Raw genomic sequence first — 26155 nt, 5'->3', positions numbered from 1 at the left:
AACATGTAACATCCTCCTGAACTTGTATCATCATGAAAACATTTTTCCATATTTAGTATACTAAAAAGAGGTTGTCGGATGATGTAAAAAGTGCGAAAATATGTAAGTACTATATGACAAAAAACGACATGAATAATTTTTTATGAGCTCGTTAAAAATATAGTATCAACATTAATCGATGCTAATAAAGTTTTTATTGGCAAAATAGATGAAGTTTTTGTTAGAGAGAAGGTAAGAAATATGTCTCAACGTCAAAGTGGTAAATTGACTTTAATGTCATTAATACTGATGATTTTTACGTCAGTTTTTGGATTTGCGAATATGCCACGTGGTTTTTATTTAATGGGATATGCTGCTATTCCCTGGTACTTGATTGCAGCCATTACGTTCTTTATTCCATTTGCATTTATGATTGCTGAATTTGGAGCTGCGTATAAAGATTCAAAAGGTGGTATTTATTCGTGGATGGAAAGTTCAGTCGGGCCACGTTATGCATTCGTCGGTATTTTTATGTGGTATGCCTCTTATGTAGTTTGGATGGTCAATGTGGCCTCAACTCTTTGGATTCCACTTTCTAATGCCATATTTGGAAAAGATACAACCGCATCATGGGGTGTCTTTGGATTATCTAGTACACAAGTGTTAGGAATTTTAGGTGTTTTATGGTTAATTCTTGTTTTATTTTTAATTTCGCGTGGACTTGAAAGTATTAAAAAGGTTACCTCAATTGGTGGATCAGCCGTTGCGTTATTAAATATTATTTTATTAATTGCAGGCATCGTGATTTTAATTTTAAATCATGGACAATTAGCACAACCAATTCAAGATGCTGCTCATGCTTTCACTGTTTCTCCAAATGCTAAATATACAAGTAATATTGCGATTCTTTCTTTCTTAACCTTCGCAATTTTCGCTTTCGGTGGAACAGAAGTTGTCGGTGGATTAGTCGATGAAACAGAAAATCCAGAAAAAACATTCCCTAGAGGATTATTAATTGCAGCAGGTGTTATTTCACTTGGATATGTCATTGGAATTTTTATGATTGGGATTTTTACAAACTGGGATTCCGTTCTTTCCGGAACTGGGGTTAACAATGGTAACGTGACATACATTATCATGCAAAATCTTGGATATGAGCTTGGGTTGGCACTAGGATTTGCTCAAAGTACAGCCTTAACCATTGGAGCATGGGTAGCACGTTTCGTTGGATTATCAATGTTTTTAGCATTAAGTGGGGCCTTTATGACATTGTCTTATAGTCCGCTTAAACAATTAATTGAAGGAACACCTAAAAAAATCTGGCCTAAGTCAATGACCGTTATTAAAAATGGGATTCCTATAAATGCGATGCGTGTTCAAGCCGTGATTGCGATTGTTTTAATTTTATTAGTGTCATTTGGTGGAGAGTCAGCTTCAGAATTCTTTGATAAATTAGTCTTAATGACTAATGTTGCCATGACGATTCCATACTTATTCATCGCGTTTGCCTTTGCTTCATTTAAGAGACGTGATGACATTCCTAAACCATTCGTCATTTATAAAAGTAAAGGGTTAGCCATTACGATTGCGTATATTGTGACAGCAGTTGTAGCGTTTGCGAATATCTTTACAATTATTGAACCTTTAACATCTGGTGATTATGTTAAAACAATTTGGATGATAGCTGGACCATTATTATTTGGTATTATTGCTTTATTATTATATGGACGTGGAGAACGTCAATAACCAAAAAGGACCTATCAGTAATGATAGGTCCTTTTTTTATTCTCCAGCAACTATTAATGATTTAATGTAAAGACTTGGTGATCCAATATTTGATGGTCCAAAATCTAAATCATTTCCAATAGCTTCAATTTGTTGAAGAAGATCAAAGAAGTTTCCTGCAATGGTGATTTCATGAATAGGATCATCTAATTTTCCGTCTTTAATCAGAAATCCACTTGCAGAAAGTGAAAAATCTCCTGAGATTCCATTTAATCCAGAATGTAGTCCTTGTACATCGGTAATATACAGTCCGTTTTGAATGATTGTTAATAAGTGATCAAATGAAGTTTGAGTTGGCTTGATGTACATATTAGTAGGTGAAATGTTGACAGAACTTTTAAAGCTTGAGCGTGAAGCATTTCCAGTTGGTGCTACGTTAAACGTTTTAGCTGTTGTTAAGGAGTGAAGATAGGTATTAAGCACCCCATTTGTCACGATTTCTTTTGTATACGTTGCGACGCCTTCACCATCAAATGAAGAACTTCCCATTCCATTTTCTAAATGGGGATCATCAATGATACTGACAATGGGACTTGCAATCACCATTCCAACTTTATCTTTTAAACGCGATAAATCTTTTAAAATGGCTTCGCCTGAGAAAATATCGCTCATGGCTTCTAAAATATCTCCAGCAACTAAGTTGCGAAGTAAAATCGGGTAAGTTCCTGATTTTACTTTTTTAGCGCCTAATTGAGCTAAAGCACGCGAGACGATTTTTTTAGCAAATGATTTAGGTTCATAGTCAGTAAAGTTTGTGCTAATGATGAAGTCTCCATCTGTTTTATTTTCACCATTTTCTGTGACAAGAACACTGACATACGTATAGGCGAAGTTTTGACGCTCTGATAAATCTAATCCCTTTGTATTTTTCAACATGATTTCTGAGGTACCATTAGAAAAAGCACAGTAATTAACCGATTTAACGCGAGGATCGAGTGCAAAACATTCTGATTCCACTGCTTTTAGGAAATTAATTTTTTCAAGTGGCGTTATTTCATTAAAGGCCGGATGATATAAATCAAGCGTGGTATAAAACTCATCACCACCATAAAGTTCTTCATTTTCCGATTTTTCTAAAATAATGGCATTATTAATGACACTAGAGATAATGAACGGAATGGAAGAATCATCACATTTTTCAGTATAGGTATAACCCATTTTTCCTTCATAAAGGCCACGGAAAGATAGACCTTGTGTGACAGATACTGAGTAGGAATCCACGTTTTGCTCGAACACCTTGCATGAAAAGTTATCATTTTTCACGACATAAATTTCCATATCTGTTAATCCGGCAGCATGTCCAGCTTCAAATAAAGTATTAAAGTTAATCATTGCTTATTCCCCCTTTGCTCCACCAACTGTAATTTCTTTAACACGTAGGGCAGGTTGACCGACATCCGTTGGAATTGAGCCACTTGAAGCCCCACACATTCCTTGTGCTCGTGCTAAATTTTCACCGACCATATCAATTTGATGTAAGATTTGAGGTCCATTTCCGATTAAAGTAGCTCCACGAACGGGTTCTGCGATTTGACCATTACGGATAATATAACCTTCGTTCACTGCGAAGTTAAAATCACCTGTTGCAGGATTAACAGAACCACCACCCATGCTTTTAGCATAAAGACCGTATTCAGTATTTGCGATTATTTCTGCACGTGTATGAGGTCCGTTAGCGATAAAGGTATTGGTCATACGAGAGGTTGGAGCAAATCGATAATTTTGTCGGCGTGAAGAACCGGTAGAAGCCATATTCATGCGACGCCCATTTAATTTATCAACCAGATAGCTTTTTAAAATCCCATTTTCAATTAAGACGTTACGCTGTGTTTTCGTTCCTTCATCATCGACATTCAGTGATCCCCAAGCATTTGGAATCGTTCCATCATCAATGGCTGTCACAAACTCACTGGCTACCTTTTGACCTAATTTACTAGAAAAGACCGACAAGCCTTTTGAAACGGAACTAGCTTCGAGCCCATGACCGCAGGCTTCGTGGAAAATCACGCCTCCGAACCCGTTATCAATCACAACTGGCATTTTACCACTTGGGCAAAGCCCAGCCTTTAACATCGTAACAGCTTGTCGAGCCGCATCTTTTGCATAGAATTCAAGGTCAAGATTTTCAATAAATTCAAATCCTTGATGAGCACCAGGTCCATGAGATCCTGTTTGCATCTCAGATTCATTTGAGGCAACAGCTGTGAGATACATACGTGTATATGTACGTGAGTCTTCAACAAGAGCTCCCTCAGAGTTAGCAATCAAAACATTTTGTTTTTTCTCAGATAGATTAATCGAGCTTTGAGAAATAGAAGCATCATAGTTTTTAATCCATTCACTCGATTGCCGCATTTTTTCAATTCGTCTTGAAGCAGGAACATCTTCTAAATTTAATTTTATAAGATGTTGATTTACAATCTCTTGACGCACTAAGTTTAAGGGTTTTATAATTTGTTGACCAACTAAAGCTTGTGCAATTTCACGTGCGGTTTTGAGTAAGTTTTCGCGAGTGGAATCATTGGTGTAACCATAGACACAATTGGTTCCTTGAAACAATCGAATACCAACTCCATAGTCTTCACCACGATTAGCTTTATCCACTTTTCCTCCCACCATCGTGATGGTTTGAGAATCGGTTTGCTCAACGTAAAGTTCGACAAAATCAGCGCCCATAGATAAGGCTTCATCTAACACATCTTGAATTAACAAGTGATCTAGCATCTAGTTACTCCTCCTTTGAAATAATAAGACGATGATTGCTCCCTATCAAAGTTATAGTCTGGGATCTTCATTTCCCAATCCTAATTAGTGTCTGGGGTTACAGGTCTTTTTATTTACAGTTTAAGATATTATACCACATTCTACTAAAATCTAAAGAAGGTTAATAGAAAAAAATACCAATTAAAGATGGGTTTGAAAAATGATCGATCATTAATAAAAATATCAAGTAAAGAAAAAAGGATGTATGATTCAAAACACGTAGAGGAGAAAGGTGACTAATCAGTCTTATATCTAGAGGATGATTCACTTTATATATGTGGAAGTAGATTTAGGCTTGGATTGGTACAAAAGTAAATGACGCCGTTGGCAGAGCAAGAAATACTAGAAAAAATATCAAAATCAGAGGGTGATAAACAACCGGATAAACTCAATGAAAATATGGGGGATGATTAAATGAATTAGCATTTCGCTGTTATGAAAAATTGGAGTTAAAAAAGCAGTACGAATGCAAGCGGCTCGCATGATGTCAAGCAGACAGGGATACTTTTTTGATGAATAGCTTTTAAAAGGAGTGATAAACTAAAGAAGAATGATTTGCAAGGGATGTGAATATGACGCGAAGCGGTTGCGTCTTTTATCAAATGAGACAGAGATTAAGTCAATTATTCATATTAATCGGATTCATTTGCTTTTTAATCCCGATTGGAAATTTAGCTCGGATGCAATATTATAAAGAACAAGCATCCTTAACGTGGCAACTACCACTGGGATTAAATAGCCTTGATTTATCGATGCGAGAGTTATTTTCAATGGTATATGATGAGATTCCCTCTACTAATGCTCGCATTGGAAGTGTCAGTTACTTAAAAGAAATTCCTATCCCGCTCTATCAGGGGATTGAGAATCAGCAATTGACGAAGGGGCTTGGTCATGATCCTTTATCCGTGTTACCTGGTGAAAATGGGAATTGCTTAATTTACGGGCATCGAGAGGAGTTTTTATGGGAACTTCAAGCCATTGCAGTCGGTGATGAGATTTTCGTTCAAACGATTTATGGGACATGGATTTATGAAGTGAATGAGATTCATGTGTTAAATCCGGATGATTCCTTTATTTTCGAGCAAACGAAAACTCCCACGTTAACTTTGGTAACTTGTCATCCTTTCATCTACTTTGGGCCGATTAAAAATCGATTTGTGGTTCGTGGAACATTAATTGGGAAACTTTAACTATATTTTGATGGTAAAAATCTAAATATAGTTAAAGTTTTTTTTATGACCTATGATATAATCTAATTATGAATTTGATAATCATTATCAACAGTAGATAGGAGAGAAGTGTATGATGATTAATAAACGACTCATCTCGATTTGTGAAGAGTCTAAAAAATATATGTTTTTAACCCTCCTTTGTAGTTGGATTGGGATTATATGTAACATTGCCATTATCTTTATGATGGGATTATTTATTAATGCAATGGTAGCGGGGGAGACGTTATCAAAAGGATTAAGTCATTTTTATTTGACGAAACATTTAACATTAGCGGTTGCTATTCCGTTAATTATTATCTTATTGATTGCAAAATTTATTGCTCACCATTATTATGGAAAATTCTCGTATAAATCATCAGCAAAAGCACGTAGTACCTTACGTTCTTTAATTTATGAAAAGTTATTACGCTTAGGAATGGATTATCAAAAATCACAGCCAACCTCAACAATTGTTCAGATTTCAATTGAAGGAGTTGAACAGCTAGAAATTTATTTTGGGAAATATTTACCTCAATTTTTCTATTCATTATTAGCTCCTTTAACTCTATTTGTCGTCATTTCAACGATTTCTTGGAAAGTCGCGTTAGTATTTATTGCCTGTGTCCCATTAATTCCAATATCAATTATTGCCTTAATGAAAGTCGCTAAACGTATCATGAAAGATTATTGGAATAACTATGCGGATCTTGGAGATACATTCCTCGAAAACTTACAAGGACTAACGACTTTAAAAGTTTATGGACAAGATGACATTAAGCATCTTGAAATGAATGAAGAAGCGGAAAAGTTCCGTCGTATTACGATGAAATTGTTAAGTATGCAGCTAAATTCAATTAATATTATGGATTTAATTGCTTTTGGGGGTTCAGCGCTAGGAACGATTGTCGCTCTTTATCAATTCCAAAAGGGTGCCATAAATGTTGGAGAATTAATTGTCATTATTTTACTATCATCTGAATTCTTTATTCCAATGCGATTACTTGGATCTTACTTCCATATTGCGATGAATGGAATGGCGGCAAGTGATCGAATCTTTGCTTTATTGGATACAGAAGAAGTGGCAGTTAAGAACCCTTGTGATTTTAAAAAGGATTCATCTGTGAAGATTGAAGTGGAGAACATTAACTTTAGTTATGATGGAGAACGCCAAGTTCTAAATGACATTTCATTTGACTTAACAAATGGCGGTTTAACTGCAATTGTTGGGGAAAGTGGAAGTGGAAAAAGTACAATGGCGACGTTATTAATTGGACAAAAACGACCAACTAGTGGACGTATCTTAATCAATGGAGTAGATTTAACTCAGTTAAAAACTGAAGCTTTATATGAGCATGTGTCATTAGTTTCAGCGCATAGTCATATTTTTAAAGGAAGCATTAAAGAAAATTTACTAATGGCAAAACGTGATGCTACATCAGAAGAAGTGAATCAAGCCTTAAAAATGGCACGACTTGATCAGTTTATTGCTGGACTACCAAAAGGTTTAGAAACTGAAGTTTCAGAAAATGGAAGTTCATTATCAGGTGGACAAAAACAACGTTTAGCTTTAGCACGTGTGATTTTAGCGAATCGTGATGTGATTATTTTTGATGAAGCAACTTCAAATATTGATGTTGAAAGCGAAGAAGCGATTTGGGATGCTATTTATGAGTTATCACAGCAAAAAACAATTTTAGTCATTTCACATCGTTTAGCAAGCGTGAAACGTGCGAAAGCAATTCATGTGTTTAAATTAGGAACACTGGTTGAATCGGGAACACATGATCATTTAATGAGTCAAAATGGAGTTTACGCTCACATGGTTGAAAGTCAACAACAATTAGAAATGATTAGGGAGGTGGAGTAGATGAAACGTCAATCTGGATTTAAGATTATGATGCGCCTCTTAAAAGAATTAAAGCCATTAGTTGGGGTGATGATGATTACAATTACCCTTGGAGTTTTAGGGTTTTTAACAGCTATCTCCATTGCTAGTTTTGCAGCAGTAGCACTTGGAACATTAGTTGAAGGAGCTACTATTGTTTCATTTAAAGCAGCTATCACCATCATGGCAGTTTGTGCCGTGATGCGTGGATTACTTCGTTATGGAGAACAATTATCAGGACATTATATTGCCTTTAAAATTTTATATTTATTGCGTGATAAAATCTTTGCTAAACTTCGTACACTTGCTCCCGCAAAATTAGAAGGACGTGATAAAGGAGATTTAATTTCACTGATTACATCTGATATTGAATTACTTGAAGTCTTTTATGCACATACGATTGCGCCGATTGCAATTGCGATTTTAACCAATTCGATGATTACGGCACTTTTATGGTTCATTCATCCGATTTATGGGGTGTTAGCAGCCTTCTTCTTTATTTTAGTTGGATTTGTGGTCCCTTACGCTTCTTCGAAATTAGTAAGTGAGGCTGGGGTTAATTATCGTCGTGAGTTTGGAAGTAGTAATCAATATATTCTAGATTCATTACGTGGATTAAAAGAGATTTTACTATTTAATCAAGGACAGGAACGCTTAACTCAATTAAATCAAAAGTCTGGGGAGTTAAATGAAAGTATTCGTAAAATTAAAGATCACGAAGGGATCGTGACGGGAATTACAAGTACCATTATTACGCTTGCAATGCTTGTATTCCTAGGAGTTGGAGCATACCTTTACTCAATCGGAGCCGTGACTTTAACATTAGTTTTAGTAGCGCTTGTTGTGATTGCTTCTTCATTTGGACCGGTTGTTGCATTAAGTAATTTATCGAACACATTAGCTCATACGTTTGCCTGTGCCGAGCGTTTATTCGAGTTACTAGATGAAATGCCACAAGTTGAAGAAGTGAGCGGACAAATGCCACTGACGATGAATGAGATGACACTAGATCGAGTTTCATTTGCCTATCCAAATAGTGATCACTTATTACTTGATGAAGCATCGATTCACATTGAAAAAGGTGAAAAGTTAGCATTAATCGGAGAAAGTGGAATTGGAAAAAGTACGTTTATTAAGTTATTAATGCGCTATTTTGACACAAAAAAAGGTCATGTCTTCATTGACGGAACGAATATTAAGTCAATTCCAACGGCCTCATTAAGATTGAAACAAACTCTTGTTAGTCAAGAGACGTATTTATTTAATGATACGATTGAAAATAACATTAAAATTGGTTGCAAGGATGCAAGTCTTGAAGAGGTAATAGAAGCTGCTAAAAAGGCATCGATTCATGAATTTATTGAAAGTTTACCGAAAGGTTATCAAACAAAAGTTGGGGAGCTTGGTGGAATGGTCTCATCTGGTGAGAAGCAACGTTTAGGATTAGCTCGTGCGTTTTTACATAATGGTGATGTCTTAATTTTAGATGAGCCAACAAGTAACTTAGATGCTTTAAATGAAGGATCGATTTTAAAATCAATTCAAGACTATGGACAAGATAAAACGGTTATTTTAATTTCACATCGTAAGTCAACGACTGCAATCTGTGAGAAGGTCTATCGTTTAGAAAATCAAAAGTTATATCAAAATTAAAGAGGATTTCAATAATCCTCTTCCTTTTTAAAACTATAGTGATAATGATTATCATTGATAAGGAGGGTTTATGAAAAAGTTAGGAAGAGTGGAGAAAGAAAAACAAATTATTCAGTTAATGATTGAAATTTATTGTCATAAAAAACATCAACAACAAAAGGACCTTTGTGAAGAGTGCCAAGCATTATTAGAGTATGCGCACAAACGATTAAGTTTTTGTAAGTTTGGTGATGAAAAAACGGCTTGTCGAAAGTGTCCGATTCATTGCTATAAAAAAGATATGAAAATGAAAGTCAAAGAAGTGATGAGATTTTCAGGGCCAAGACTGTTGATTTATCGCCCAGTTGAATTTATCAAACATTGGTTTTATTAAGGAGAGGAAAAAGTATGAACAAAGTAAAAAAAGGTTTATTAGTAACGATTGGATTACTTTCAATGGGACTTGGATTGATTGGTGTAATCCTTCCAGTTTTACCCACGACGCCCTTTTTACTTTTAGCATCAGTTTGTTTTGTAAAAGGTTCGGATCGCTTTGATCGATGGTTTAAAGGAACAAAGTTATATCAAAAGCATTTAGAAACGTTTGTTGAAAGTAAAAAAATGACATTAAAACAAAAATGGACGATTTTATTATTTGCCGATTTTATGTTAATGTTTCCATTTATTTTAATTGATAGTTTACATATGCGTTTATTTTTAATCCTTTTAATTCTTTGTAAGTTTTACTACTTCTTCGTTAAAATTGAGACTATTAAAAATTAAGGAGTTGAATAAATGTTATCACATACGTGTTTTTTTGGAGCATTATTAATCTATTACATTCCTAGAATGATGAATAAAAAATCAAAGTTTTTACGAAATACTCATATTGTATTAGGATCATTAGCTATTTTAGGAATGCTTGGGGAGACCATCATGAAATTTGGAACACCAAGTTTCATGAAGTATTTAGGATTTTCAGCAGTTATGTTGTTCATTGGAATCACAGGTTATCTCATGACAAAAGCTAAAAATATGAGACGTTGGCATATTATCGCGACGTTATCATTCTTTGCTTATTTAGCTCTAATCATCATCTTATAATCAGAAAAAGCACCTAGTTTTAGGTGCTTTTCCTATACGCGAATCATGAAAAAGAATAGGGTATAGAGGGAGGGAATGAAATGGTTAATTTGCAGCGAAATATGAGTGTGACAACGACGGATACGACGTGCCAATCTTGTTCGACAACAGATACAGGAATTACAGAAAATGGTTATACAGGAAGTTCGTTTGCAAGTCTCTTGGTCATTATTCTATTTGTGATTTGGTTTTTATATCGAATGGGAAAGTTATCAAATCAATAAAAAACCTCTTATCAATCTGGATAAGAGGTTTTTTATTTTAACCTAAATTTTAAGTGAATAGTTTAGGATTTTAATTAGGTATGACAAATAGACGGATGATGGTTGAAAAAAATGATAGTTTTAATTTTTTTGGTTTAATTGTATGATAGTGAGTAACAGTGGGTAGAAAATAAATAGAAAAGAGTGAGTTGAGACGCAAAGATAGGAGCGAAGAATGGATATGCAAAAAATTCATGAGTCGGTTTTCAACAAAATGGCCTTATTTTCAACTGTATCAAAAAATACCATTCAAAAGTTAAAAGAAGAGGTACGAGTCTGTCATTTTTCAAAAGGAGAGTACGTCATTCGGGACCGTGAGGTGACAGAATTAGTTTATATTGTGTTAAGTGGAAAGGTTTCTGTTTATAAATTAAGTGAGAACGGTGAAAAGCGAATTATTTTTATTCTAGACCAGGGTCATATTTTGAATGATGATTTAGTTCAAAATCTTCCCAGTGCCGTTAATTGTGAATGTTTTGAAGAATGTTGTATGTTAGCGTATGAAAAGGCGATGTTTATTAAATTAATGCAAACAGATTTTGAGTTAACAAAAGCTGTGTTGGGTCAGTATTCATCTAAACTTCGACGAACATATCGACAATTAAAAAATGCTCCAACTAATATTGCAATGGAAAAAAAAATAGCAGCTAAACTTTATCGCCTTTGTCATGACTATGGAATTCCAACATCAGATGGATATGTGATTGATATTCCGTTAAGTGTTGTTTATTTATCACAATTGGTGGGGGCACAACGAGAAACCGTCTCAAGAGCGTTGAAAAAATTAATTGATGCTGGGTTAGTTAGATATGAACATAAGAAAATATATATATCGGACCTTAAAGCATTAGGTGATTACCACAAAACTAAATAAAAGTCAAAAAAAACACTTATTTGTGATAAAAATCACCCAATGTGTGATTTTTATCACGGAATTTAGTTGTGAAATAGTATACAATAACCTCGTTCTAGTGAAAACTAAGCAACGAGTTTTTTTATTTCCTAAGAAATGAGGTTTTATGATGGGATTAAAGATGAATAAATCAGATTTTAATACAGTCTTAGCCACACTTAACAAAGAGTATCGTATTTATGCTCCTAAAAATTTTAAGGGGCAAGGGACATTTTCAGATACTGATCGTGTTCGCTATGGAGAGATTCAATCAATTGAAGAGATTATTTTTGATGTTAAATCAAGTTTTTCATATAAAGAAGTGATTCTACCAATCACACAAACGTTATTCTTCTTTACAGAGGATGAGGTAAAAGAAGCAAAGATGAATGAAGAGAAAATATTAATTTTCTTAAGAAGCTGTGATATGCATGCCGTTCGTCGTTTAGATGAAATCTATTTAAATAATGGTGGATTCGAGGATATTTATTATAAAAAGTTCCGTGAAAAAACAAAGTTCGTTGTTATGGGATGTGCACAAAGTTTTGAAAGTTGCTTCTGTGTGGATATGGAAACCAATCGCTTTGATCAGTATGACTCATATATTCATGTTGAAGGAGACATCGTTTCATTCGATGTAAAGGATGAAGAATTAAGAAAGCTTTTAGTGGAATTAGACCATAATTCAACTGAAATTAAACCACAATTTGTGACTAGTAATCCGACTCGTGTTAAGATCCCAGAAAAATTAGATCTTCGAGTTGTCTACTCACCTGTTTGGGAAGAGTATAGTGCTCGTTGTATCGGTTGTGGACGTTGTAATTTTGTTTGTCCAACGTGTACTTGCTATACAATGCAAGATATTTTTTACAAAGACAATCAAAAATGTGGAGAACGTCGTCGTGTTTGGGCTTCTTGTCAAGTCCATGGCTTTACGGATATGGCTGGGGGACATTCATTTAGACAAACAAATGGACAAAAAATGCGTTTTAAAGTCATGCACAAAATTTATGACTATAAAAAGCGATTTGGATATCATATGTGCGTGGGTTGTGGACGTTGTGATGATATTTGTCCAGAGTATATCTCGTTTTCAAATTGTATCAATAAATTAGAAAAAGCGATGGATGAGGTGGAGTAATATGGAAATCAATGAATACATCCCATTTTTATCAGAAATAAAAGAAGTCATTCAACATACTGAAATTGAGTATACATTCCGAATGTCATTCACGGGAGATGTGAAACCAGGACAATTCTTTGAAGTATCGATTCCAAAGTATGGAGAGGCTCCCATCTCAGTAAGTGGAATCGGAGAAGATTTTGTAGATTTAACCATTCGTAAAGTGGGGCGTGTGACAAACGAAATCTTCAATACATATGTTGGTGACAAGTTATTCTTACGTGGTCCTTATGGAAATGGATTTGATGTGGAGCTATATAAAGATAAAGAATTAATTGTCGTAGCAGGTGGAACAGGATTATCGCCGGTGCGTGGTGTAGTGGATTATTTTGCGACGCATTCAGATCAAACGAAAGGATTTACATTAATCACAGGATTTAAGTCACCTGAAGATGTATTATTTAAGTCAGATTTAGCACGATGGGAAACATCAGCCAATGTGATTTTAACCGTGGATCAGGCACCAGAAGGGTATACTGGAAATGTTGGGTTAGTAACCAAGTACATTCCAGAGTTGAACATTGAGAATTTAAATGAAGTTCAAGTGATTGTGGTTGGACCTCCTATGATGATGCATTTTACGGTTCAAGAATTTTTAAAACGTGGCATTGCACAGGAGCAAATTTGGATTTCGCAAGAACGTAAAATGTGTTGTGGAATTGGGAAATGTGGTCACTGTAAAATTGATGATACGTATATCTGCTTAGATGGACCCGTTTTCAATTACACTAAAGGAAAAGATTTAATCGATTAGGGAGGTTAGTCACATGGATATGAATACAAAGTCACTTAAAAAAAATGCTTTCCGTGTTACTAAGCATCGAGGGGTTACAGCATCTAGGGTGCGTGTACCGGGAGGTTATTTAAAAGCTGATTTATTATTAAAAATTTATGATATTGCTAATACTTATGGAAATGGATCAGTGCATATTACAATCCGTCAAGGTTTTGAAATTCCAGGCATTAAATTTGAAGATATTCCGAAAGTTAATGAATTACTTCAACCGATTATTGATGAACTTGAGATCAATCAAGAAGTGGAAGGAACAGGATACTCAGCAGCGGGAACACGTAACGTTTCAGCTTGTATTGGAAATAACGTTTGTCCTTTTGCAAACTATAATACAACGAAGTTTGCCAAACGTATTGAAAAAGAAATTTTCCCAAATGATTTACACTTTAAAATTGCATTAACGGGATGTCCAAATGACTGTATAAAAGCACGTATGCAAGACTTTGGAATTATTGGGATGACGATGCCGCAATATGATAAAGATCGTTGTATTTCTTGTGGAGCTTGCGTAAGGGCTTGTAAGAAAAAGGCAACGGGAGCTTTAAGTGCTGAGAACTTTAAAGTGTTACGTGATAGATCTAAATGTATCGGATGTGGAGAATGTGTGATTCAATGTCCAACAGCTGCCTGGACGCGTAGTCAGAAAAAATATTATCGTTTAGTGATTATGGGACGTACAGGTAAGAAAAATCCACGTTTAGCGGAAGACTTTATGATTTGGGCAGATGAAGATACAATTGTAAAAGTCATTACAAATACGTATAAATATGTAACAGAATATATCGATAAAGAAGCACCAGGTGGAAAAGAACATATCGGCTATATTGTGGACCGAACAGGATTTATGGAGTTCAAAAAATGGGCACTTGACGGAATCGAGCTAAATGATGAAATCATTGTTAAAGATAATGTGTATTGGAATGGTGTTCGATACGTATAATCCATCAGATGATACCGTTGATGATGTGAGATTGAAATGTCAGGGATTATTCATGAATTTGAAAGTTTTGGATACAATAAGGAAGAAAAAATCCCGTCTTAATAAAAGGAGTTATTTATGAAAAAAGTACAATCAACTTGTAACTATTGTTCTTTAGCATGTAATATCGATTTTATGGTTGAAGATGAAACAATAAAAAAAGTCATTCCAACAAAAGGGTATCCTGTCAATAATGGATTTTCATGTATAAAAGGTCTTAATTTAGATAAACAACATTCTATCATTAAACCTAATCCATTACCTCGTTTAAAACAGGAAGATGGAAGTTTTAAACATGTTTCTTGGGATGAAGCGTTTCAATATACGGCCTCTAAATTAACAGAAATTAGCGAAAAATATGGTCGCGAAAGTGTAGCCGGAATTAGTACCGGACAATTAACTCTTGAAGAAATGGCGTTATATGGACATGTCATGCGTAACTTCATGGGGGCTAATGTAGATGGAAATACACGTTTATGTATGGCGACAAGTGTTGTTGCACATAAACAAAGCTTTGGATTCGATGCCCCACCGTATACGTTAAATGATTTTGAATTATCGGATACGATTATTTTAATTGGGGCCAACCCTGTGGTGGCACATCCAATTATTTGGGGACGAATCAAAGCTAATAAAATTCCAGGTAAAAAAGTGATTGTCATTGATCCACGTAATTCTGAGACAGCTAAACGTGCCGATTATTTCTATCGTTTAAAAGCGAAGTCAGATTTAACGTTAATGTATACGTTAGCAAATACGTTAATTGAAAAAGGATGGATTGATGAAGCTTATATCGAAGCTCATACTGAAAACTTTGAAGCTTTTAAAGAATTTGTCAAAGACTATACATTAGATCAAGTTGAAGAAAAAACACATATCACGGCACAACAAGTTCTTGAATTAGCAACGATGATTCATGAAGGAAAAAATGTTTCACTTTGGTGGACAATGGGAATTAACCAAGGCTATGAAGCCGTTCGTAATGCTCAGGCCATTATTAATATTGCTCTAATGACTGGAAACATTGGACGTCCAGGAACAGGAGCTAACTCGATTACCGGACAAAGTAATGCAATGGGATCTCGACTTTTTAGTAATACAGCCGGATTATATGGGGGTGGAGATTACGATAATTCAGTGAGACGTGCAGCTGTTGCGAATGCACTAGGAATAGAGGAGTCTTTACTTCCAACTAAACCAACGCTTCCTTATAATGCAATCATTGAGAAAATCAATGCAGGAGAAATTAAAGCTCTTTGGATTTTATGTACAAATCCTCGTCATTCATGGATTAATAATGAAACCTTTAAAGAAGCTATGGAGAAATTAGAACTCTTTATCGTTCAAGATATTTATGATGATACAGAAAGCTCAGAAAATTGTGATGTGTTCTTCCCAGTTGTTTCAGGTCTTAAAAAAGAAGGAACGATTATTAATACAGAACGTCGTTTATCAGCCGTTCGTCCTGCGTTACAAATGGAAGAGAACGAAATGAATGATTTCAATGTGATTTTAAATGTTGGAAAAGCACTTGGAATGGGTTCATTACTAGATGCGTGGCAAACCCCTCGTGATGTGTTTAACTTAATGAAAAAATGTTCAAAAGGAATGCCATGTGATATTACAGGTGTGGACTATGATGGATTAGTAGATTCTAAAGGAATTCAATGGCCATTTAAAGAAGGCGATGTTTTAACAGAAGATCAACGTCGTTTATATGAAGATGGTCAATTCTATACACCAAGTAAAAAAGCAAAATTTATGTTTGAAAATCCAATGGATAACCCATTAAAACTGAGTGAGGATTTCCCTTATATCCTAAATACAGGTCGTGGAACGGTTGGACAATGGCATACCCAATCAAGAACACGTGAAATTCCTTACGTTAATGATGCCGTGTCACATCAAGCCTACATTCATATTAATGAAAAACTTGCTAAAGAATTAGGAATTGAAAATCAAGAAATCATTGAAGTGTCTTCAATCAATGGTGTAAGTAAACAATTTATGGCCATGATTTCAGATACAGTTGCTTATGATGAGTTATTTGCACCGATTCACTATATTGAAACGAATGCCTTAACACCATCATTATATGATAGTTATTCAAAAGAACCATCTTATAAGAGTACACCAGTTCAAATCAAAAAAGTGAAGGGGGCATAAACATGGAACGCATTAAGATTGATCGCAGCAAGTGTATTAGTTGTTTAACATGTGTCACAGCATGTATTGTGTCTCATGATAGTGAAGATTCAAGAAACCGTGTCGTGATTGATAGTAAAGGAAAAAATAGTCCTATTTTCTGTCGTCATTGTGATTTACCAGAATGTGTTTATACGTGTATGACAGGTGCCATGAGTAAAAATCAAGAAACAGGATATGTTCAATATGATAAAACACGTTGTGCAAGTTGCTATATGTGTATTATGGCATGCCCTTACGGTGTTTTAAGAGCGGACCGTTTTGAACAAAAATATATTATGAAATGTGATATGTGTACTTCGACAGAATGTAAAACACCTCAATGTGTCGCAAATTGTCCAATGGAAGCTATCACACTTGAGGAGGTAAAATAACATGAACTATGTCATTGTCGGTGCCTCAGCCGCAGGTGTGAATGGTGCAAAGTATTTACGCCAAATGGAACCAGACGCTAACATCACCTTAATTTCAAAAGATGAGTACATCTATTCACGTTGTATTCTACATCATTATTTAGAGGGAATCCGAGATATCAAAAAACTTGAATTCGTAGAAGATGGATTTATTGAAAGAAATAAGATTAAATGGATTAAAGGAGTAAGTGTTGAGGCATTAGATAAGGATAAAAAAGAGTTGACCTTATCTAATGGTGATGTTGTTTCTTATGATAAAGTTTTACTAGCAACAGGTGCTTCAACCTTCTTCCCTCCAGTGAAAAATTTAAAAGAAGCTAAAAATGTTTATGGCCTTCGTAACTTAGATGATGCGATTGAAATCAAAGAAAAAGCGAAATTAGCAACAAATATCGTGGTAATGGGGGCAGGGCTTGTTGGGATTGATGCCTTAACAGGTCTGCTACACTATGGAAAAAATTTAACATTAGTTGAGTTTAAAGGACATATGCTCTCAATTCAGTTAGATAAAAAGGCTGCTAAACGATATCAAGATGCTTTTACAAACGAAGGGGTGACTCAATATTATGATACTGCGGTGCAAGAAGTCATCTTAGATGATGAAGGAGCAGTCAAAGAATTAGTCTTATCCAATGGATTAACGATTCCTTGTGATTTCTTGATTGTGGCGACGGGTGTTCGTTCAAATGTTGCCTTCTTAGAAGGTAGTGGAATTGAATGCGATCGATTTGGACTTATTTTTAACGAATATGGTCAAACCAATGATGAATCAGTATTTGGTGCGGGAGATATTTCAGGACGAAATCCAATTTGGCCAGCAGCTGTTAAAGAAGGAATTATTGCAGTAAGTAATATGTGTGGAAAAACACGTGAGTTAACAGATTTCTTTGCAAGTAAATCAACCATGAATTTTTTACATATTCCAACGATGTCACTTGGAACACCAGAACCAGCAGATGAAACTTACACGGTTGAAATAGACTGTGACGAAGCTTTAAATTATAAAAAAATTATCCATAAAGATGGAGTAATCTATGGGGCGATTATCCAAGGAGATTTATCTTATTCGGGTGTCTTAACACAATTGATTAAAGAAAAGATAAACATCTCAAAAGTGGAAAAATCTATCTTCAATATTGATTATTCTGATTTCTTCCATTTAACAGATAACTGTGAATATACGTATCAAGAAAAGTAGAGAGTATTTTGTATTGGTAGTTAAAAACGAAAGAGGAGTTTCAACGTATGAAAAATTTGATTAGTAAGATTGCAAATCTTCCGGTTGGAGTGATTGCAACCTGTGTTGGGATGGCGACGCTTTCTAACGTCTATTTGACGCTTGGATACACAGGCATTCGTCATGTGAGTATGATGATTGCAGCAGTGATTTGGATTGCTGCGTTCATTAAAATCACGGTTCATTTTAAAACATTTAAACAAGAGTATCAAAATGTCGTTCCAGCTAGTTTATATGCCACTTTTACCATGTTAACGATGATCCTAGGGAGTTATATCTTTAGCTATCAACAGACAATTGGAAAAGCCATTTGGTTAACAGGTGTTTGTCTTCATATTCTGCATATCTTAATTTTTACATATCGAAATGTGATTAAAGGTGTGAAAAAAGAGACCTTTATTCCAAGTTGGTTTGTAACTTATAACGGATTACTAGTTTCAACCGTTGTTGGAACGACTATGAACGAGCCAATGTTATCAAAATGTATTGTCTTTTATGGAATTACAGTCTTTATCATTATTATCCCATTTATGATTATCCGTATGATTAAACGACCAATCCCGGATGCTTTATATCATACAAGTGCTATTTTATTAGCACCAAGTAGTTTATGTTTAGTTAGTTATTTAAACGTCATCCCAAACCCTAATGCTGTCGTGGTTTATTGTTTATACGCAGCAGTCTTTGCAACGTTAATTTTTATTTTAATCAGTATCCCTAAATTTTTTAAACCTGCATTCCACCCAGGCTTTGCAGGATTAACATTCCCACTAGCAATTGGAGTGGTGGCGTCAATGAAAATGTCAAACTTCTTAATGGCACAGGGAATGGAAACACTTGGAGCATTTATTAAAGAAGTTTCAGGCATTCAAATCTATATGACAACGGCAATTATTGCTTTTGTTTTCTATAACTTTGTAAGACTTTTTGTGAAGTCTTATCAAAAATAATGATTAATTGATAGCCCTTTTAAAATGTAATTTACCCCTTATTGATAAAACCAACATTGATTTGAATCAGTGTTGGTTTTTTTATGCGTAAATTAATTATGCTTTGAATAACTTTGGATAAACTAAAGATAGCAAATAGAAATAGTAATTTTAAAAAAGAAATGGAGTGCTAGAGTATGAGATTATTAGAAAAAATAGGTCGTCTACCTGTTAGAGTACTAGCCACTTCAGTTGGGCTGGTCACGCTATCGAATATCTATTTATTACTTGGTTTTCCAATCTTAAAGCATCTTGCTATGATGGTGGCTATTTTGGTCCGGTTAGCAGCATTACTTAAAATAACAGTTCACTTTCGAATTTTTAAATCTGAGTATAAGCAGGCTGTTCCAGCTAGTCTGTATGGAACTTTTTCCATGTTGACGATGATTATAGGAAGTTATCTGGTCAATTATGAGGAAACAATAGGAAAGGCTTTTTGGTATATCGGAATATTGCTTCATTTAATTCATACGGTTGTTTTTACTTATGAGCATGTAGTGAAAGGAGTGAATAAGGATTCCTTTACGCCAACTTGGTTTGTGACTTATGATGGGTTACTTGTATCAACCGTCGTTGGGAGTGCAATGGGAAATCAAGTTTTACAAGAAGTGATCTGTTGGTATGGATTAGTGATGTTTATTATCATTATGCCGTTCATGATTCTTCGTTTGTTAAAACGTCCCATTGCAGAACAACTTTATCATACAACGGCGATTTTGATTGCCCCAGGAAGTTTAGTAATAGTGAGTTTCTTAAATGTTTTTGCAGAGCCTAATCCACTTATTTTATATGGGCTTTATGCCGTTATTTTTAGTTCATTCATTTTTATTCTCTATAACATTCCCAAATTTTTTAGATTTTCTTTCCATCCAGGCTTTGCAGGATTAACCTTCCCATTAGCAATCGGAACTGTTACTTCGACTAGCTTTTCTAACTATTTAATAAACCACGAACTAGAAGGATTAGGAGTTTTGATTAAACAACTTTCTGGAATCGAATTATTTTTAGCAACAGCAGTCATAGCCTTTGTTTGTTATAATTTTTTAAGAATGCTTGTCAGAACCTATCAAAGCGCTCAAAACGTTTAATAAAAAAAGTGTATCATATCGATACACTTTTTAAGATACAAGTAGTACTCCGTTGTTCCTACTTAAGAAAACTTAAACTGAATTCAAAAGGTGACGAAAATTTTGTGAAGTAGACGTCACCTTTATAGAGCTAATCGATAAATTTCGAGCGCGTCTGCTTCTTTAATTGGAACATAGTTTCCAACAGAGTCACAATCACAAACTAACTTTTGAGCTAATTCTTCAATGTGATCAGTTGGAAGATCGGCATCGCTAAAAGAAGTTGGAAGTCCTAAAGCTTTAAAGAATGATTCAAGTTTTTCAATTGCCAGTAAAGCTGTTTCTTCTGGATGATTTAAGTTGATCTCTAAATTGAAGACGCGACTTCCGAATTGAGCAAAACGATTAACATCATGATGATAGACATATTTCATCCAAGCGGGGAAGATGATAGCAAGACCTGCTCCATGAGCAATATCATACATGCCACTTAATTCATGTTCAATATCATGACTTGCCCAATCGCCAATACGGCCCATATCTAAACTGCCATTATGGGCAATCATTCCAGCAAGCATCAGTTCTGCACGAATATCATAATTGAAGGGATCATTCATGACACGTAAACCATTATCAATAATTGATTTCATGGTAGCTTCACATAAGCGGTCTGTTATGTCAACATGACGTTCGTTAGTAAAATAGCGTTCTAAAACATGTGCTAACATATCAGCAATTCCACAGGCTGTTTGATAGGTGGGAAGAGTAAAGGTTAACTCAGGATTTAAAATTGAAAAAACAGGGCGTAACGATTCATGACCGAAACTACGTTTTAAACCAATTTCGTCGTTTGTGACAACCGTTCCACTACTTGTTTCGCTACCGGCAGCGGGAATGGTTAAAATAGTCGCGAGTGGTAAACACTCATGTTCAACAGCAACGCCACAGAATAAATCCCAAACATCACCTTCATAGTGAACGCCTGCTGCAATTGCTTTAGCAGAATCAATTACACTCCTTCCACCAACTGCTAAAATAAATGGAATTTCTTGTTCTTGACAAAGGTTAATTCCTTTTCGAACCAGTGAAAGACGAGGGTTTGGTTTAACTCCTCCAAGTTCAAAGACTTCAATTCCAGCCTCATGAAGTGAGTGCATCACTTTGTCATAAAGCCCAGTTTTCTTAATTGAACCGCCTCCATAATGCAGTAGCACCTTGTTTGTATATTTTTTTAATTCCTGACCCACGCTTGCTTCAGTCTCACGACCGAAAATAATCTTTGTTCCATTTTGATAGTGAAAATCTTGCATGATAACCCTCCCTAAATTTAGATGTTATAGGATTATTTTACCTTAAATGCTTCTCAAAAGCGAATGAATAGGATAACATATTAGAGTGATAATATGTTTAATAAAAGAATGGAGATTGTGTTTATGTTTATCAATTGGTTAACTAAACTCTTTATTAAAAATTATGATCAACTCGAACGAGAAGAAGTACGAACGCAATATGTTTACATCGCAGGGATTATTGGAATTTTAGCGAACATCTTACTTTTTATAGTTAAATTCTCTGTTGGTGTCTTAACGGGAAGTATTGCGGTGATGGCAGATGCTTTTAATAATTTCTCAGATACCGCTTCATCCGTGATCACGATGATTGGGGTTAAACTGGCAAATCTTCCAGCTGATAAAGAACATCCACATGGACACGGTCGTTTAGAATATTTATCAGCTTTGCTTGTAGCTTTTATGGTGATGTTAGTTGGAGTCCAATTCATTAAATCATCAGTTGAACGAATTTTAAATCCCAGTGTTATTCAATTTGAAATCGTGTCATTTATTTTATTAGCGATTTCGGTAGTAGTTAAACTTTGGTTGAGTCGTTTTAATAAAGTAATGGGAGAGAAGGTAAACTCGTCAGCGTTAAAGGCAGCCTCTGTCGATGCACTTGGAGACGTTTTCACTTCAAGTACCGTTTTAATTTCTTTTTTAGCCGCTCGTTTTACAAGCTTTCCAGTTGATGGATATGCTGGGGTTTTAGTAGCAGGTTTCATTTTATACGCCGGTTACACGTTAGTGAAAGAAACGATTAGTCCTCTACTTGGAGAAGCTCCAGATGAGGAACTAGTCAATGATATTTATGAACGAATTTTATCATATGATTTAATTACAGGCGCTCATGATTTAGTCATTCATAACTACGGAGTCGGACGTATTATGGCTTCGATTCATGCTGAAATTCCAGCTGACCAGGATATTATGACCATCCATGATGTTATTGACCAAGCTGAACGTGAAATTTCAGAAGCCCTCAAGCTTCATCTCGTGGTTCATATGGATCCAGTTTGTATTGAAACCGATGAAATTAAAGAAATGAAAAGGGAACTAGATAAAATTATCGCAACACATCCGGCTATTTTATCGATGCATGATTTTCGAATTATTGGTCATGAACCGAATAAAAATCTTGTGTTTGACTTAGTCGTGGACGGTAGTAAGTTAACAAAAGAATTGACGGAAGATCAAATTAAAGATGCAGTGATTACTCAAATTAGACAGAGTCATCCAACTTATCGATGTGTGATTGTGATTGATAAGGCTTACCTCTAAGAGGTAAAGAAAATGTTAGAGATAGAAATTAGAAGCTATATCGCTGAAGATTGTGTTTTTTTGACTGAATTATTCTATCAAACCGTTCATCAAATTAATCAAAAAGATTACTCCTTAAGGCAATTAGAAGTATGGGCTCCAAAAGAAGTTGAGACTCAAAAATGGAATAAACGCTTTTTGTCCTCCTATACAGTCGTTGCATTGATCAAGGAAAAAATCGTAGGGTTTGGAAATATTGATTGTGATGGATATTTAGATTGTTTATATGTTCATGCCAATTACCAACGTCAAGGAGTTGCAACTTTAATCTATGAGGCATTAGAACAGAAGGTAAAACGTCAAAATCATCGGATTGAGACGCATGCCTCAATAACTGCTATTCCATTTTTCCAAGCGAAAGGATTTAATGTTCTTCGTCCACAAGTGGTGATTCGTCAAGGGATTGAACTTGAAAATTTTATCATGGAAAAGGTCATAAAAAAATCAGAAACATAAGTTTCTGATTTTTTTATAGTGTACAGTTTTCAAGAACATCCTCAATGTGTCCAGCCACTTTTACTTTTCGATAAATCTTAGTGATAAAGCCTTCTTCATCAATTAAGAAAGTTGAACGTTCAATCCCAATGGCTTTTTTTCCATACATATTTTTTTCTTTTAAGACATCATATAGGTGACAAACTGTTTCATCCGTGTCTGATAATAAGATGAAGGGAAGGTCATGTTTAGTCACAAATTTTTCATGACTAGCCACGGTATCGCGACTAATACCTAATATGACGATGTCTTGCGCATGAAAAGATTCAATGGCATCACGAAAGGCTTTTGCTTGGTTCGTACAAGCAGGTGTATTGTCACGAGGATAAAAATATAATACCACTTTTCGACCACGATAATCACTTAAAGTATGTTGGTTTCCATCTGATCCTGCAAGCGTAAAATTAGGTGCTTGCATCCCTTCTGTTAAAATAATCGGTTCCATTTCTCCACTTCCTTTTATGCAATAAGATGTCATGTCTTGAAAATAATTATGCGATAAATACCTACGATTGTAAAGAAATATGATAAGATGATTAAGACAAATTGAACATGACTTGTGTTATGATTGTTGTCTAAAAATGTTTAATTTATTCAGTTAAAGGAAGGATTTTAGATGTTACTGATTTTATCACCTGCCAAAACATTTAAGGAAGAAGGCGTGAAGCGCTTCGAGTTATCTAAACAGTTACCATTTGAATTAAAAACAAAAGAATTAATTGAACATCTGCAAGGGTATACGAGAAGTGAGCTTTGTGCGTTGATGAAGATGTCAGAGGCATTAGGTGCAGTTAATGAAATGAGATTCAAACAGTTTTATGAAGTTCAAGGCGAAGCGCTATTAGGATTACATGCTTTTGATGGTGAGGCTTATAAAGGATTAGATTCGTTGACGTTATCAAAGGAAGGAATTTTGTTTGCACAAGATCATTTAAGAATTTTATCAGGATTATATGGGATTATACGTCCTAACGATTACATTAATCCCTATCGTTTAGAGATGGGAACGAAGCTAGCAAATTCAGAGGGCAAAGATTTATATGCTTTTTGGAAACCTGCGTTAACAGAATATATGTTAGAAGCTTTAAATCAAGTAGAAGGAGAGCAGGTACTTATTAACTTAGCCTCTAAAGAATATAGTAAAGCACTCGATTTAAAGCAAATCGAAACGCAATATTCAGTGGTTAATATTGAATTTAAGGAACAAAAGGGAGAGACCTATAAAGTAGTCGGGATGTATGCAAAAAGAGCTAGAGGTGAAATGGTACGTTATATTTTAGAAAATCAATTAAAGAAAGCAGAGGAATTAAAAGGTTTTAATCAAGGAGGATATCAGTTTAATCCAACATTATCCACTGATCAAACATGGATTTTTACACGTTAGTTTTCATTGTCATCCAATAAAGTGGAACTTAAAGTCAATGCTACTACTCTTTTAAAGTGACGTTTAGTTAGGTTGCAATCTTTCACCTTTCTTAATCTTTTAGAGATTTTTTGAGTTCAAGTAAATAGGAAACCTCAGCTTCGTATATGTTGCATTGTTCTTTTATCATTCGTTCTCTAAATGATGCTTGTTTTTTTGGGAGTGACGAGTGTTTGAGATAATTGAGATGAGTAAGGATTTTTTTTGTTTGACCTATTTTAGCTTCTAAATCATGATATTCATCCAGTAATGATTTAGGTTGTTTTTTTAGTATCATCATAAAAATCACCTCTAGTTAGAAGTTTGAACAAATTTTATGAAATTTATGTAATCATTGTCATCCGACATCATGATGTTGATTTTTTATGGAATCGGTGAGAAGTTAAAGAAAGGAGGTAACGAAAATGATTTTTTATTTTAGTGGAACAGGAAATTCACAGGCCGTAGCTCAGGTCATAGCAACTAGACAACAAGAGGAATTAGTGCCTATGATTCAAGTCGATTTAACAGTACCCTATTTGATAAAAGAAAATGAAAACATTGTTTTTGTTTTCCCTATCTATGCGTGGCGGCCACCACAACAGGTCATCGATTTTATTAAACAAATTGAATTTGAAAATTATTACAATCACCCCATTACCATGATTGCAACATGTGGTGAGAATATTGGAGAAACATTAGCCGTTTTTAAAAAAATGATTCATCAAAGGAAGTGGACTTTGTCTAATGCCTACTCACTTGTCATGCCGAATAATGATTTAAGATATGGAAACATTGATGCGCGCGATGAGGTGCAAAGAAAGTTAAAAAAGGTAGAGCTTGAGTTAGAAAAGATTAATCAAAATCTGACCAGACGGGCGACTGGCATTTATCAAGTTGAAAAAGGGCCATTCTCATATATAACGACGTACGTAGTAGGGAATTTGTTTAACCGTTTTGCAAGAAGTACCCATCGTTTTTTTGCAACTGACGATTGTATTTCATGTAAAATATGTGAAAAAGTTTGCCCAATTCGATGTATAACGGTTTCAAAGAAACCTATCTGGAAAAACAGTGAGTGTACACAATGCCTTGCTTGTGTAAATTACTGTCCGAAGTCTGCCATACAATATGGGAAAAGAATGAGTAGAAAAGCGAGATATACTCACCCGTTAGTCGCTTGGCACC

Annotated in this window: 26 protein-coding genes; 21 read left to right on the top strand and 5 right to left on the bottom strand. The window is 35.0% G+C overall.

Annotated features, from left to right (window positions below):
- Positions 1-240: 240 nt before the first annotated feature.
- Positions 241-1725, top strand: coding sequence for a glutamate/gamma-aminobutyrate family transporter YjeM (gene yjeM / locus QWC74_RS12385; RefSeq protein ID WP_006783521.1), 1485 nt, complete (start codon positions 241-243; stop codon positions 1723-1725).
- Between the two features lie 36 nt (positions 1726-1761).
- Here yjeM and QWC74_RS12380 read toward each other — a convergent pair whose 3' ends face one another.
- Both QWC74_RS12380 and QWC74_RS12375 read right to left on the bottom strand, forming a co-directional pair.
- Positions 1762-3096 (bottom strand): TldD/PmbA family protein, encoded by a 1335-nt coding sequence (locus tag QWC74_RS12380; RefSeq protein WP_006783522.1) that lies wholly within the window; start codon positions 3094-3096, stop codon positions 1762-1764.
- A 3-nt stretch (positions 3097-3099) separates the two neighbouring features.
- A complete protein-coding gene (locus QWC74_RS12375; RefSeq protein WP_155222902.1) occupies positions 3100-4488 on the bottom strand; it encodes a TldD/PmbA family protein in 1389 nt (462 codons plus the stop codon).
- A 611-nt stretch (positions 4489-5099) separates the two neighbouring features.
- Between QWC74_RS12375 and QWC74_RS12370 the strand changes: the two genes are divergently transcribed.
- From QWC74_RS12370 to QWC74_RS12295, 16 genes are all read left to right on the top strand, one after another.
- Positions 5100-5717, top strand: a complete 618-nt coding sequence (locus tag QWC74_RS12370; protein ID WP_006783524.1) for a class D sortase — start codon at positions 5100-5102, stop codon at positions 5715-5717.
- 112 nt (positions 5718-5829) lie between these two features.
- Positions 5830-7605 (top strand): ABC transporter ATP-binding protein/permease, encoded by a 1776-nt coding sequence (locus QWC74_RS12365; RefSeq protein WP_006783525.1) that lies wholly within the window; start codon positions 5830-5832, stop codon positions 7603-7605.
- Positions 7606-9276 carry a thiol reductant ABC exporter subunit CydC gene (gene cydC, locus QWC74_RS12360; RefSeq protein ID WP_006783526.1) on the top strand — a complete coding sequence of 557 codons (1671 nt, stop codon included), beginning with the start codon at positions 7606-7608 and terminating at the stop codon, positions 9274-9276.
- Between the two features lie 70 nt (positions 9277-9346).
- Entirely contained in the window at positions 9347-9649 is a 303-nt protein-coding gene (locus tag QWC74_RS12355) for a nitrous oxide-stimulated promoter family protein (RefSeq protein ID WP_006783527.1), read from the top strand.
- Between the two features lie 14 nt (positions 9650-9663).
- Positions 9664-10038, top strand: a complete 375-nt coding sequence (locus QWC74_RS12350) for a YbaN family protein (protein WP_006783528.1) — start codon at positions 9664-9666, stop codon at positions 10036-10038.
- 12 nt (positions 10039-10050) lie between these two features.
- Positions 10051-10359 (top strand): hypothetical protein, encoded by a 309-nt coding sequence (locus tag QWC74_RS12345; RefSeq protein ID WP_006783529.1) that lies wholly within the window; start codon positions 10051-10053, stop codon positions 10357-10359.
- 80 nt (positions 10360-10439) lie between these two features.
- Positions 10440-10622 (top strand): hypothetical protein, encoded by a 183-nt coding sequence (locus QWC74_RS12340; RefSeq protein WP_006783530.1) that lies wholly within the window; start codon positions 10440-10442, stop codon positions 10620-10622.
- Between the two features lie 214 nt (positions 10623-10836).
- On the top strand, positions 10837-11535 hold the full coding sequence (locus QWC74_RS12335; protein WP_006783531.1) for a Crp/Fnr family transcriptional regulator: 699 nt from the start codon (positions 10837-10839) through the stop codon (positions 11533-11535).
- Positions 11536-11683: 148 nt separating this feature from the next.
- Complete coding sequence (gene asrA / locus QWC74_RS12330) at positions 11684-12694, top strand: anaerobic sulfite reductase subunit AsrA (protein ID WP_040763684.1); 1011 nt, start codon at positions 11684-11686, stop codon at positions 12692-12694.
- A 1-nt stretch (position 12695) separates the two neighbouring features.
- Positions 12696-13490 (top strand): anaerobic sulfite reductase subunit AsrB, encoded by a 795-nt coding sequence (gene asrB / locus QWC74_RS12325; RefSeq protein WP_006783533.1) that lies wholly within the window; start codon positions 12696-12698, stop codon positions 13488-13490.
- A 13-nt stretch (positions 13491-13503) separates the two neighbouring features.
- Positions 13504-14469: a sulfite reductase subunit C gene (asrC, locus tag QWC74_RS12320; protein ID WP_006783534.1), complete on the top strand. Its 966-nt coding sequence runs from the start codon at positions 13504-13506 to the stop codon at positions 14467-14469.
- Between the two features lie 117 nt (positions 14470-14586).
- Positions 14587-16674 carry a molybdopterin oxidoreductase family protein gene (locus QWC74_RS12315; protein ID WP_132942774.1) on the top strand — a complete coding sequence of 696 codons (2088 nt, stop codon included), beginning with the start codon at positions 14587-14589 and terminating at the stop codon, positions 16672-16674.
- 2 nt (positions 16675-16676) lie between these two features.
- The gene (locus QWC74_RS12310) at positions 16677-17087 is read left to right on the top strand and encodes a 4Fe-4S dicluster domain-containing protein (protein ID WP_006783536.1); all 411 of its coding nucleotides are present in this window, start codon (positions 16677-16679) and stop codon (positions 17085-17087) included.
- 1 nt (position 17088) lies between these two features.
- On the top strand, positions 17089-18324 hold the full coding sequence (locus QWC74_RS12305; RefSeq protein WP_009607591.1) for an NAD(P)/FAD-dependent oxidoreductase: 1236 nt from the start codon (positions 17089-17091) through the stop codon (positions 18322-18324).
- A gap of 47 nt (positions 18325-18371) precedes the next feature.
- On the top strand, positions 18372-19313 hold the full coding sequence (locus tag QWC74_RS12300) for a TDT family transporter (RefSeq protein ID WP_006783538.1): 942 nt from the start codon (positions 18372-18374) through the stop codon (positions 19311-19313).
- A 176-nt stretch (positions 19314-19489) separates the two neighbouring features.
- The gene (locus QWC74_RS12295) at positions 19490-20440 is read left to right on the top strand and encodes a TDT family transporter (RefSeq protein WP_006783539.1); all 951 of its coding nucleotides are present in this window, start codon (positions 19490-19492) and stop codon (positions 20438-20440) included.
- A 122-nt stretch (positions 20441-20562) separates the two neighbouring features.
- Here QWC74_RS12295 and QWC74_RS12290 read toward each other — a convergent pair whose 3' ends face one another.
- The gene (locus tag QWC74_RS12290) at positions 20563-21729 is read right to left on the bottom strand and encodes an iron-containing alcohol dehydrogenase (RefSeq protein ID WP_288994142.1); all 1167 of its coding nucleotides are present in this window, start codon (positions 21727-21729) and stop codon (positions 20563-20565) included.
- A 123-nt stretch (positions 21730-21852) separates the two neighbouring features.
- Between QWC74_RS12290 and QWC74_RS12285 the strand changes: the two genes are divergently transcribed.
- On the top strand, positions 21853-23031 hold the full coding sequence (locus tag QWC74_RS12285) for a cation diffusion facilitator family transporter (protein ID WP_006783541.1): 1179 nt from the start codon (positions 21853-21855) through the stop codon (positions 23029-23031).
- A gap of 12 nt (positions 23032-23043) precedes the next feature.
- A complete protein-coding gene (locus QWC74_RS12280; RefSeq protein ID WP_070099651.1) occupies positions 23044-23526 on the top strand; it encodes a GNAT family N-acetyltransferase in 483 nt (160 codons plus the stop codon).
- 13 nt (positions 23527-23539) lie between these two features.
- Here QWC74_RS12280 and bcp read toward each other — a convergent pair whose 3' ends face one another.
- Positions 23540-24010 carry a thioredoxin-dependent thiol peroxidase gene (bcp, locus tag QWC74_RS12275; RefSeq protein ID WP_006785655.1) on the bottom strand — a complete coding sequence of 157 codons (471 nt, stop codon included), beginning with the start codon at positions 24008-24010 and terminating at the stop codon, positions 23540-23542.
- Positions 24011-24181: 171 nt separating this feature from the next.
- Here bcp and yaaA point away from each other — a divergent pair, with 171 nt between their 5' ends.
- Positions 24182-24949: a peroxide stress protein YaaA gene (yaaA, locus tag QWC74_RS12270; protein ID WP_006785654.1), complete on the top strand. Its 768-nt coding sequence runs from the start codon at positions 24182-24184 to the stop codon at positions 24947-24949.
- A 91-nt stretch (positions 24950-25040) separates the two neighbouring features.
- Here the strand turns inward: yaaA and QWC74_RS12265 are convergent, their stop codons facing one another.
- Positions 25041-25265: a hypothetical protein gene (locus tag QWC74_RS12265; RefSeq protein WP_040764148.1), complete on the bottom strand. Its 225-nt coding sequence runs from the start codon at positions 25263-25265 to the stop codon at positions 25041-25043.
- 127 nt (positions 25266-25392) lie between these two features.
- Here QWC74_RS12265 and QWC74_RS12260 point away from each other — a divergent pair.
- On the top strand, positions 25393-26155 hold a 763-nt coding region (locus QWC74_RS12260; RefSeq protein ID WP_288994136.1), incomplete at its 3' end, for an EFR1 family ferrodoxin.

This window comes from uncultured Turicibacter sp. (assembly GCF_938044715.1).
GTDB classification, from domain to species: Bacteria; Bacillota_I; Bacilli_A; order MOL361; family Turicibacteraceae; genus Turicibacter; species Turicibacter sanguinis.
This window is presented reverse-complemented; position numbering and strand designations above follow the sequence as displayed.

Excerpts from the sequence above, each read along its gene's own strand:
- asrA (WP_040763684.1), top strand. The coding sequence starts at position 11,684 with ATGGGATTAAAGATGAATAAATCAGATTTTAATACAGTCTTAGCCACA.
- QWC74_RS12280 (WP_070099651.1), top strand. The coding sequence starts at position 23,044 with ATGTTAGAGATAGAAATTAGAAGCTATATCGCTGAAGATTGTGTTTTT.
- QWC74_RS12355 (WP_006783527.1), top strand. The coding sequence starts at position 9,347 with ATGAAAAAGTTAGGAAGAGTGGAGAAAGAAAAACAAATTATTCAGTTA.
- yjeM (WP_006783521.1), top strand. The coding sequence starts at position 241 with ATGTCTCAACGTCAAAGTGGTAAATTGACTTTAATGTCATTAATACTG.
- asrB (WP_006783533.1), top strand. The coding sequence starts at position 12,696 with ATGGAAATCAATGAATACATCCCATTTTTATCAGAAATAAAAGAAGTC.
- QWC74_RS12315 (WP_132942774.1), top strand. The coding sequence starts at position 14,587 with ATGAAAAAAGTACAATCAACTTGTAACTATTGTTCTTTAGCATGTAAT.
- QWC74_RS12365 (WP_006783525.1), top strand. The coding sequence starts at position 5,830 with ATGATGATTAATAAACGACTCATCTCGATTTGTGAAGAGTCTAAAAAA.
- yaaA (WP_006785654.1), top strand. The coding sequence starts at position 24,182 with ATGTTACTGATTTTATCACCTGCCAAAACATTTAAGGAAGAAGGCGTG.
- cydC (WP_006783526.1), top strand. The coding sequence starts at position 7,606 with ATGAAACGTCAATCTGGATTTAAGATTATGATGCGCCTCTTAAAAGAA.
- QWC74_RS12285 (WP_006783541.1), top strand. The coding sequence starts at position 21,853 with ATGTTTATCAATTGGTTAACTAAACTCTTTATTAAAAATTATGATCAA.
- QWC74_RS12375 (WP_155222902.1), bottom strand. The coding sequence starts at position 4,488 with ATGCTAGATCACTTGTTAATTCAAGATGTGTTAGATGAAGCCTTATCT.
- QWC74_RS12380 (WP_006783522.1), bottom strand. The coding sequence starts at position 3,096 with ATGATTAACTTTAATACTTTATTTGAAGCTGGACATGCTGCCGGATTA.
- QWC74_RS12265 (WP_040764148.1), bottom strand. The coding sequence starts at position 25,265 with ATGATACTAAAAAAACAACCTAAATCATTACTGGATGAATATCATGAT.
- QWC74_RS12300 (WP_006783538.1), top strand. The coding sequence starts at position 18,372 with ATGAAAAATTTGATTAGTAAGATTGCAAATCTTCCGGTTGGAGTGATT.
- asrC (WP_006783534.1), top strand. The coding sequence starts at position 13,504 with ATGGATATGAATACAAAGTCACTTAAAAAAAATGCTTTCCGTGTTACT.
- QWC74_RS12350 (WP_006783528.1), top strand. The coding sequence starts at position 9,664 with ATGAACAAAGTAAAAAAAGGTTTATTAGTAACGATTGGATTACTTTCA.
- QWC74_RS12305 (WP_009607591.1), top strand. The coding sequence starts at position 17,089 with ATGAACTATGTCATTGTCGGTGCCTCAGCCGCAGGTGTGAATGGTGCA.
- QWC74_RS12295 (WP_006783539.1), top strand. The coding sequence starts at position 19,490 with ATGAGATTATTAGAAAAAATAGGTCGTCTACCTGTTAGAGTACTAGCC.
- QWC74_RS12310 (WP_006783536.1), top strand. The coding sequence starts at position 16,677 with ATGGAACGCATTAAGATTGATCGCAGCAAGTGTATTAGTTGTTTAACA.
- QWC74_RS12370 (WP_006783524.1), top strand. The coding sequence starts at position 5,100 with ATGACGCGAAGCGGTTGCGTCTTTTATCAAATGAGACAGAGATTAAGT.
- bcp (WP_006785655.1), bottom strand. The coding sequence starts at position 24,010 with ATGGAACCGATTATTTTAACAGAAGGGATGCAAGCACCTAATTTTACG.
- QWC74_RS12345 (WP_006783529.1), top strand. The coding sequence starts at position 10,051 with ATGTTATCACATACGTGTTTTTTTGGAGCATTATTAATCTATTACATT.
- QWC74_RS12335 (WP_006783531.1), top strand. The coding sequence starts at position 10,837 with ATGGATATGCAAAAAATTCATGAGTCGGTTTTCAACAAAATGGCCTTA.
- QWC74_RS12340 (WP_006783530.1), top strand. The coding sequence starts at position 10,440 with ATGGTTAATTTGCAGCGAAATATGAGTGTGACAACGACGGATACGACG.
- QWC74_RS12290 (WP_288994142.1), bottom strand. The coding sequence starts at position 21,729 with ATGCAAGATTTTCACTATCAAAATGGAACAAAGATTATTTTCGGTCGT.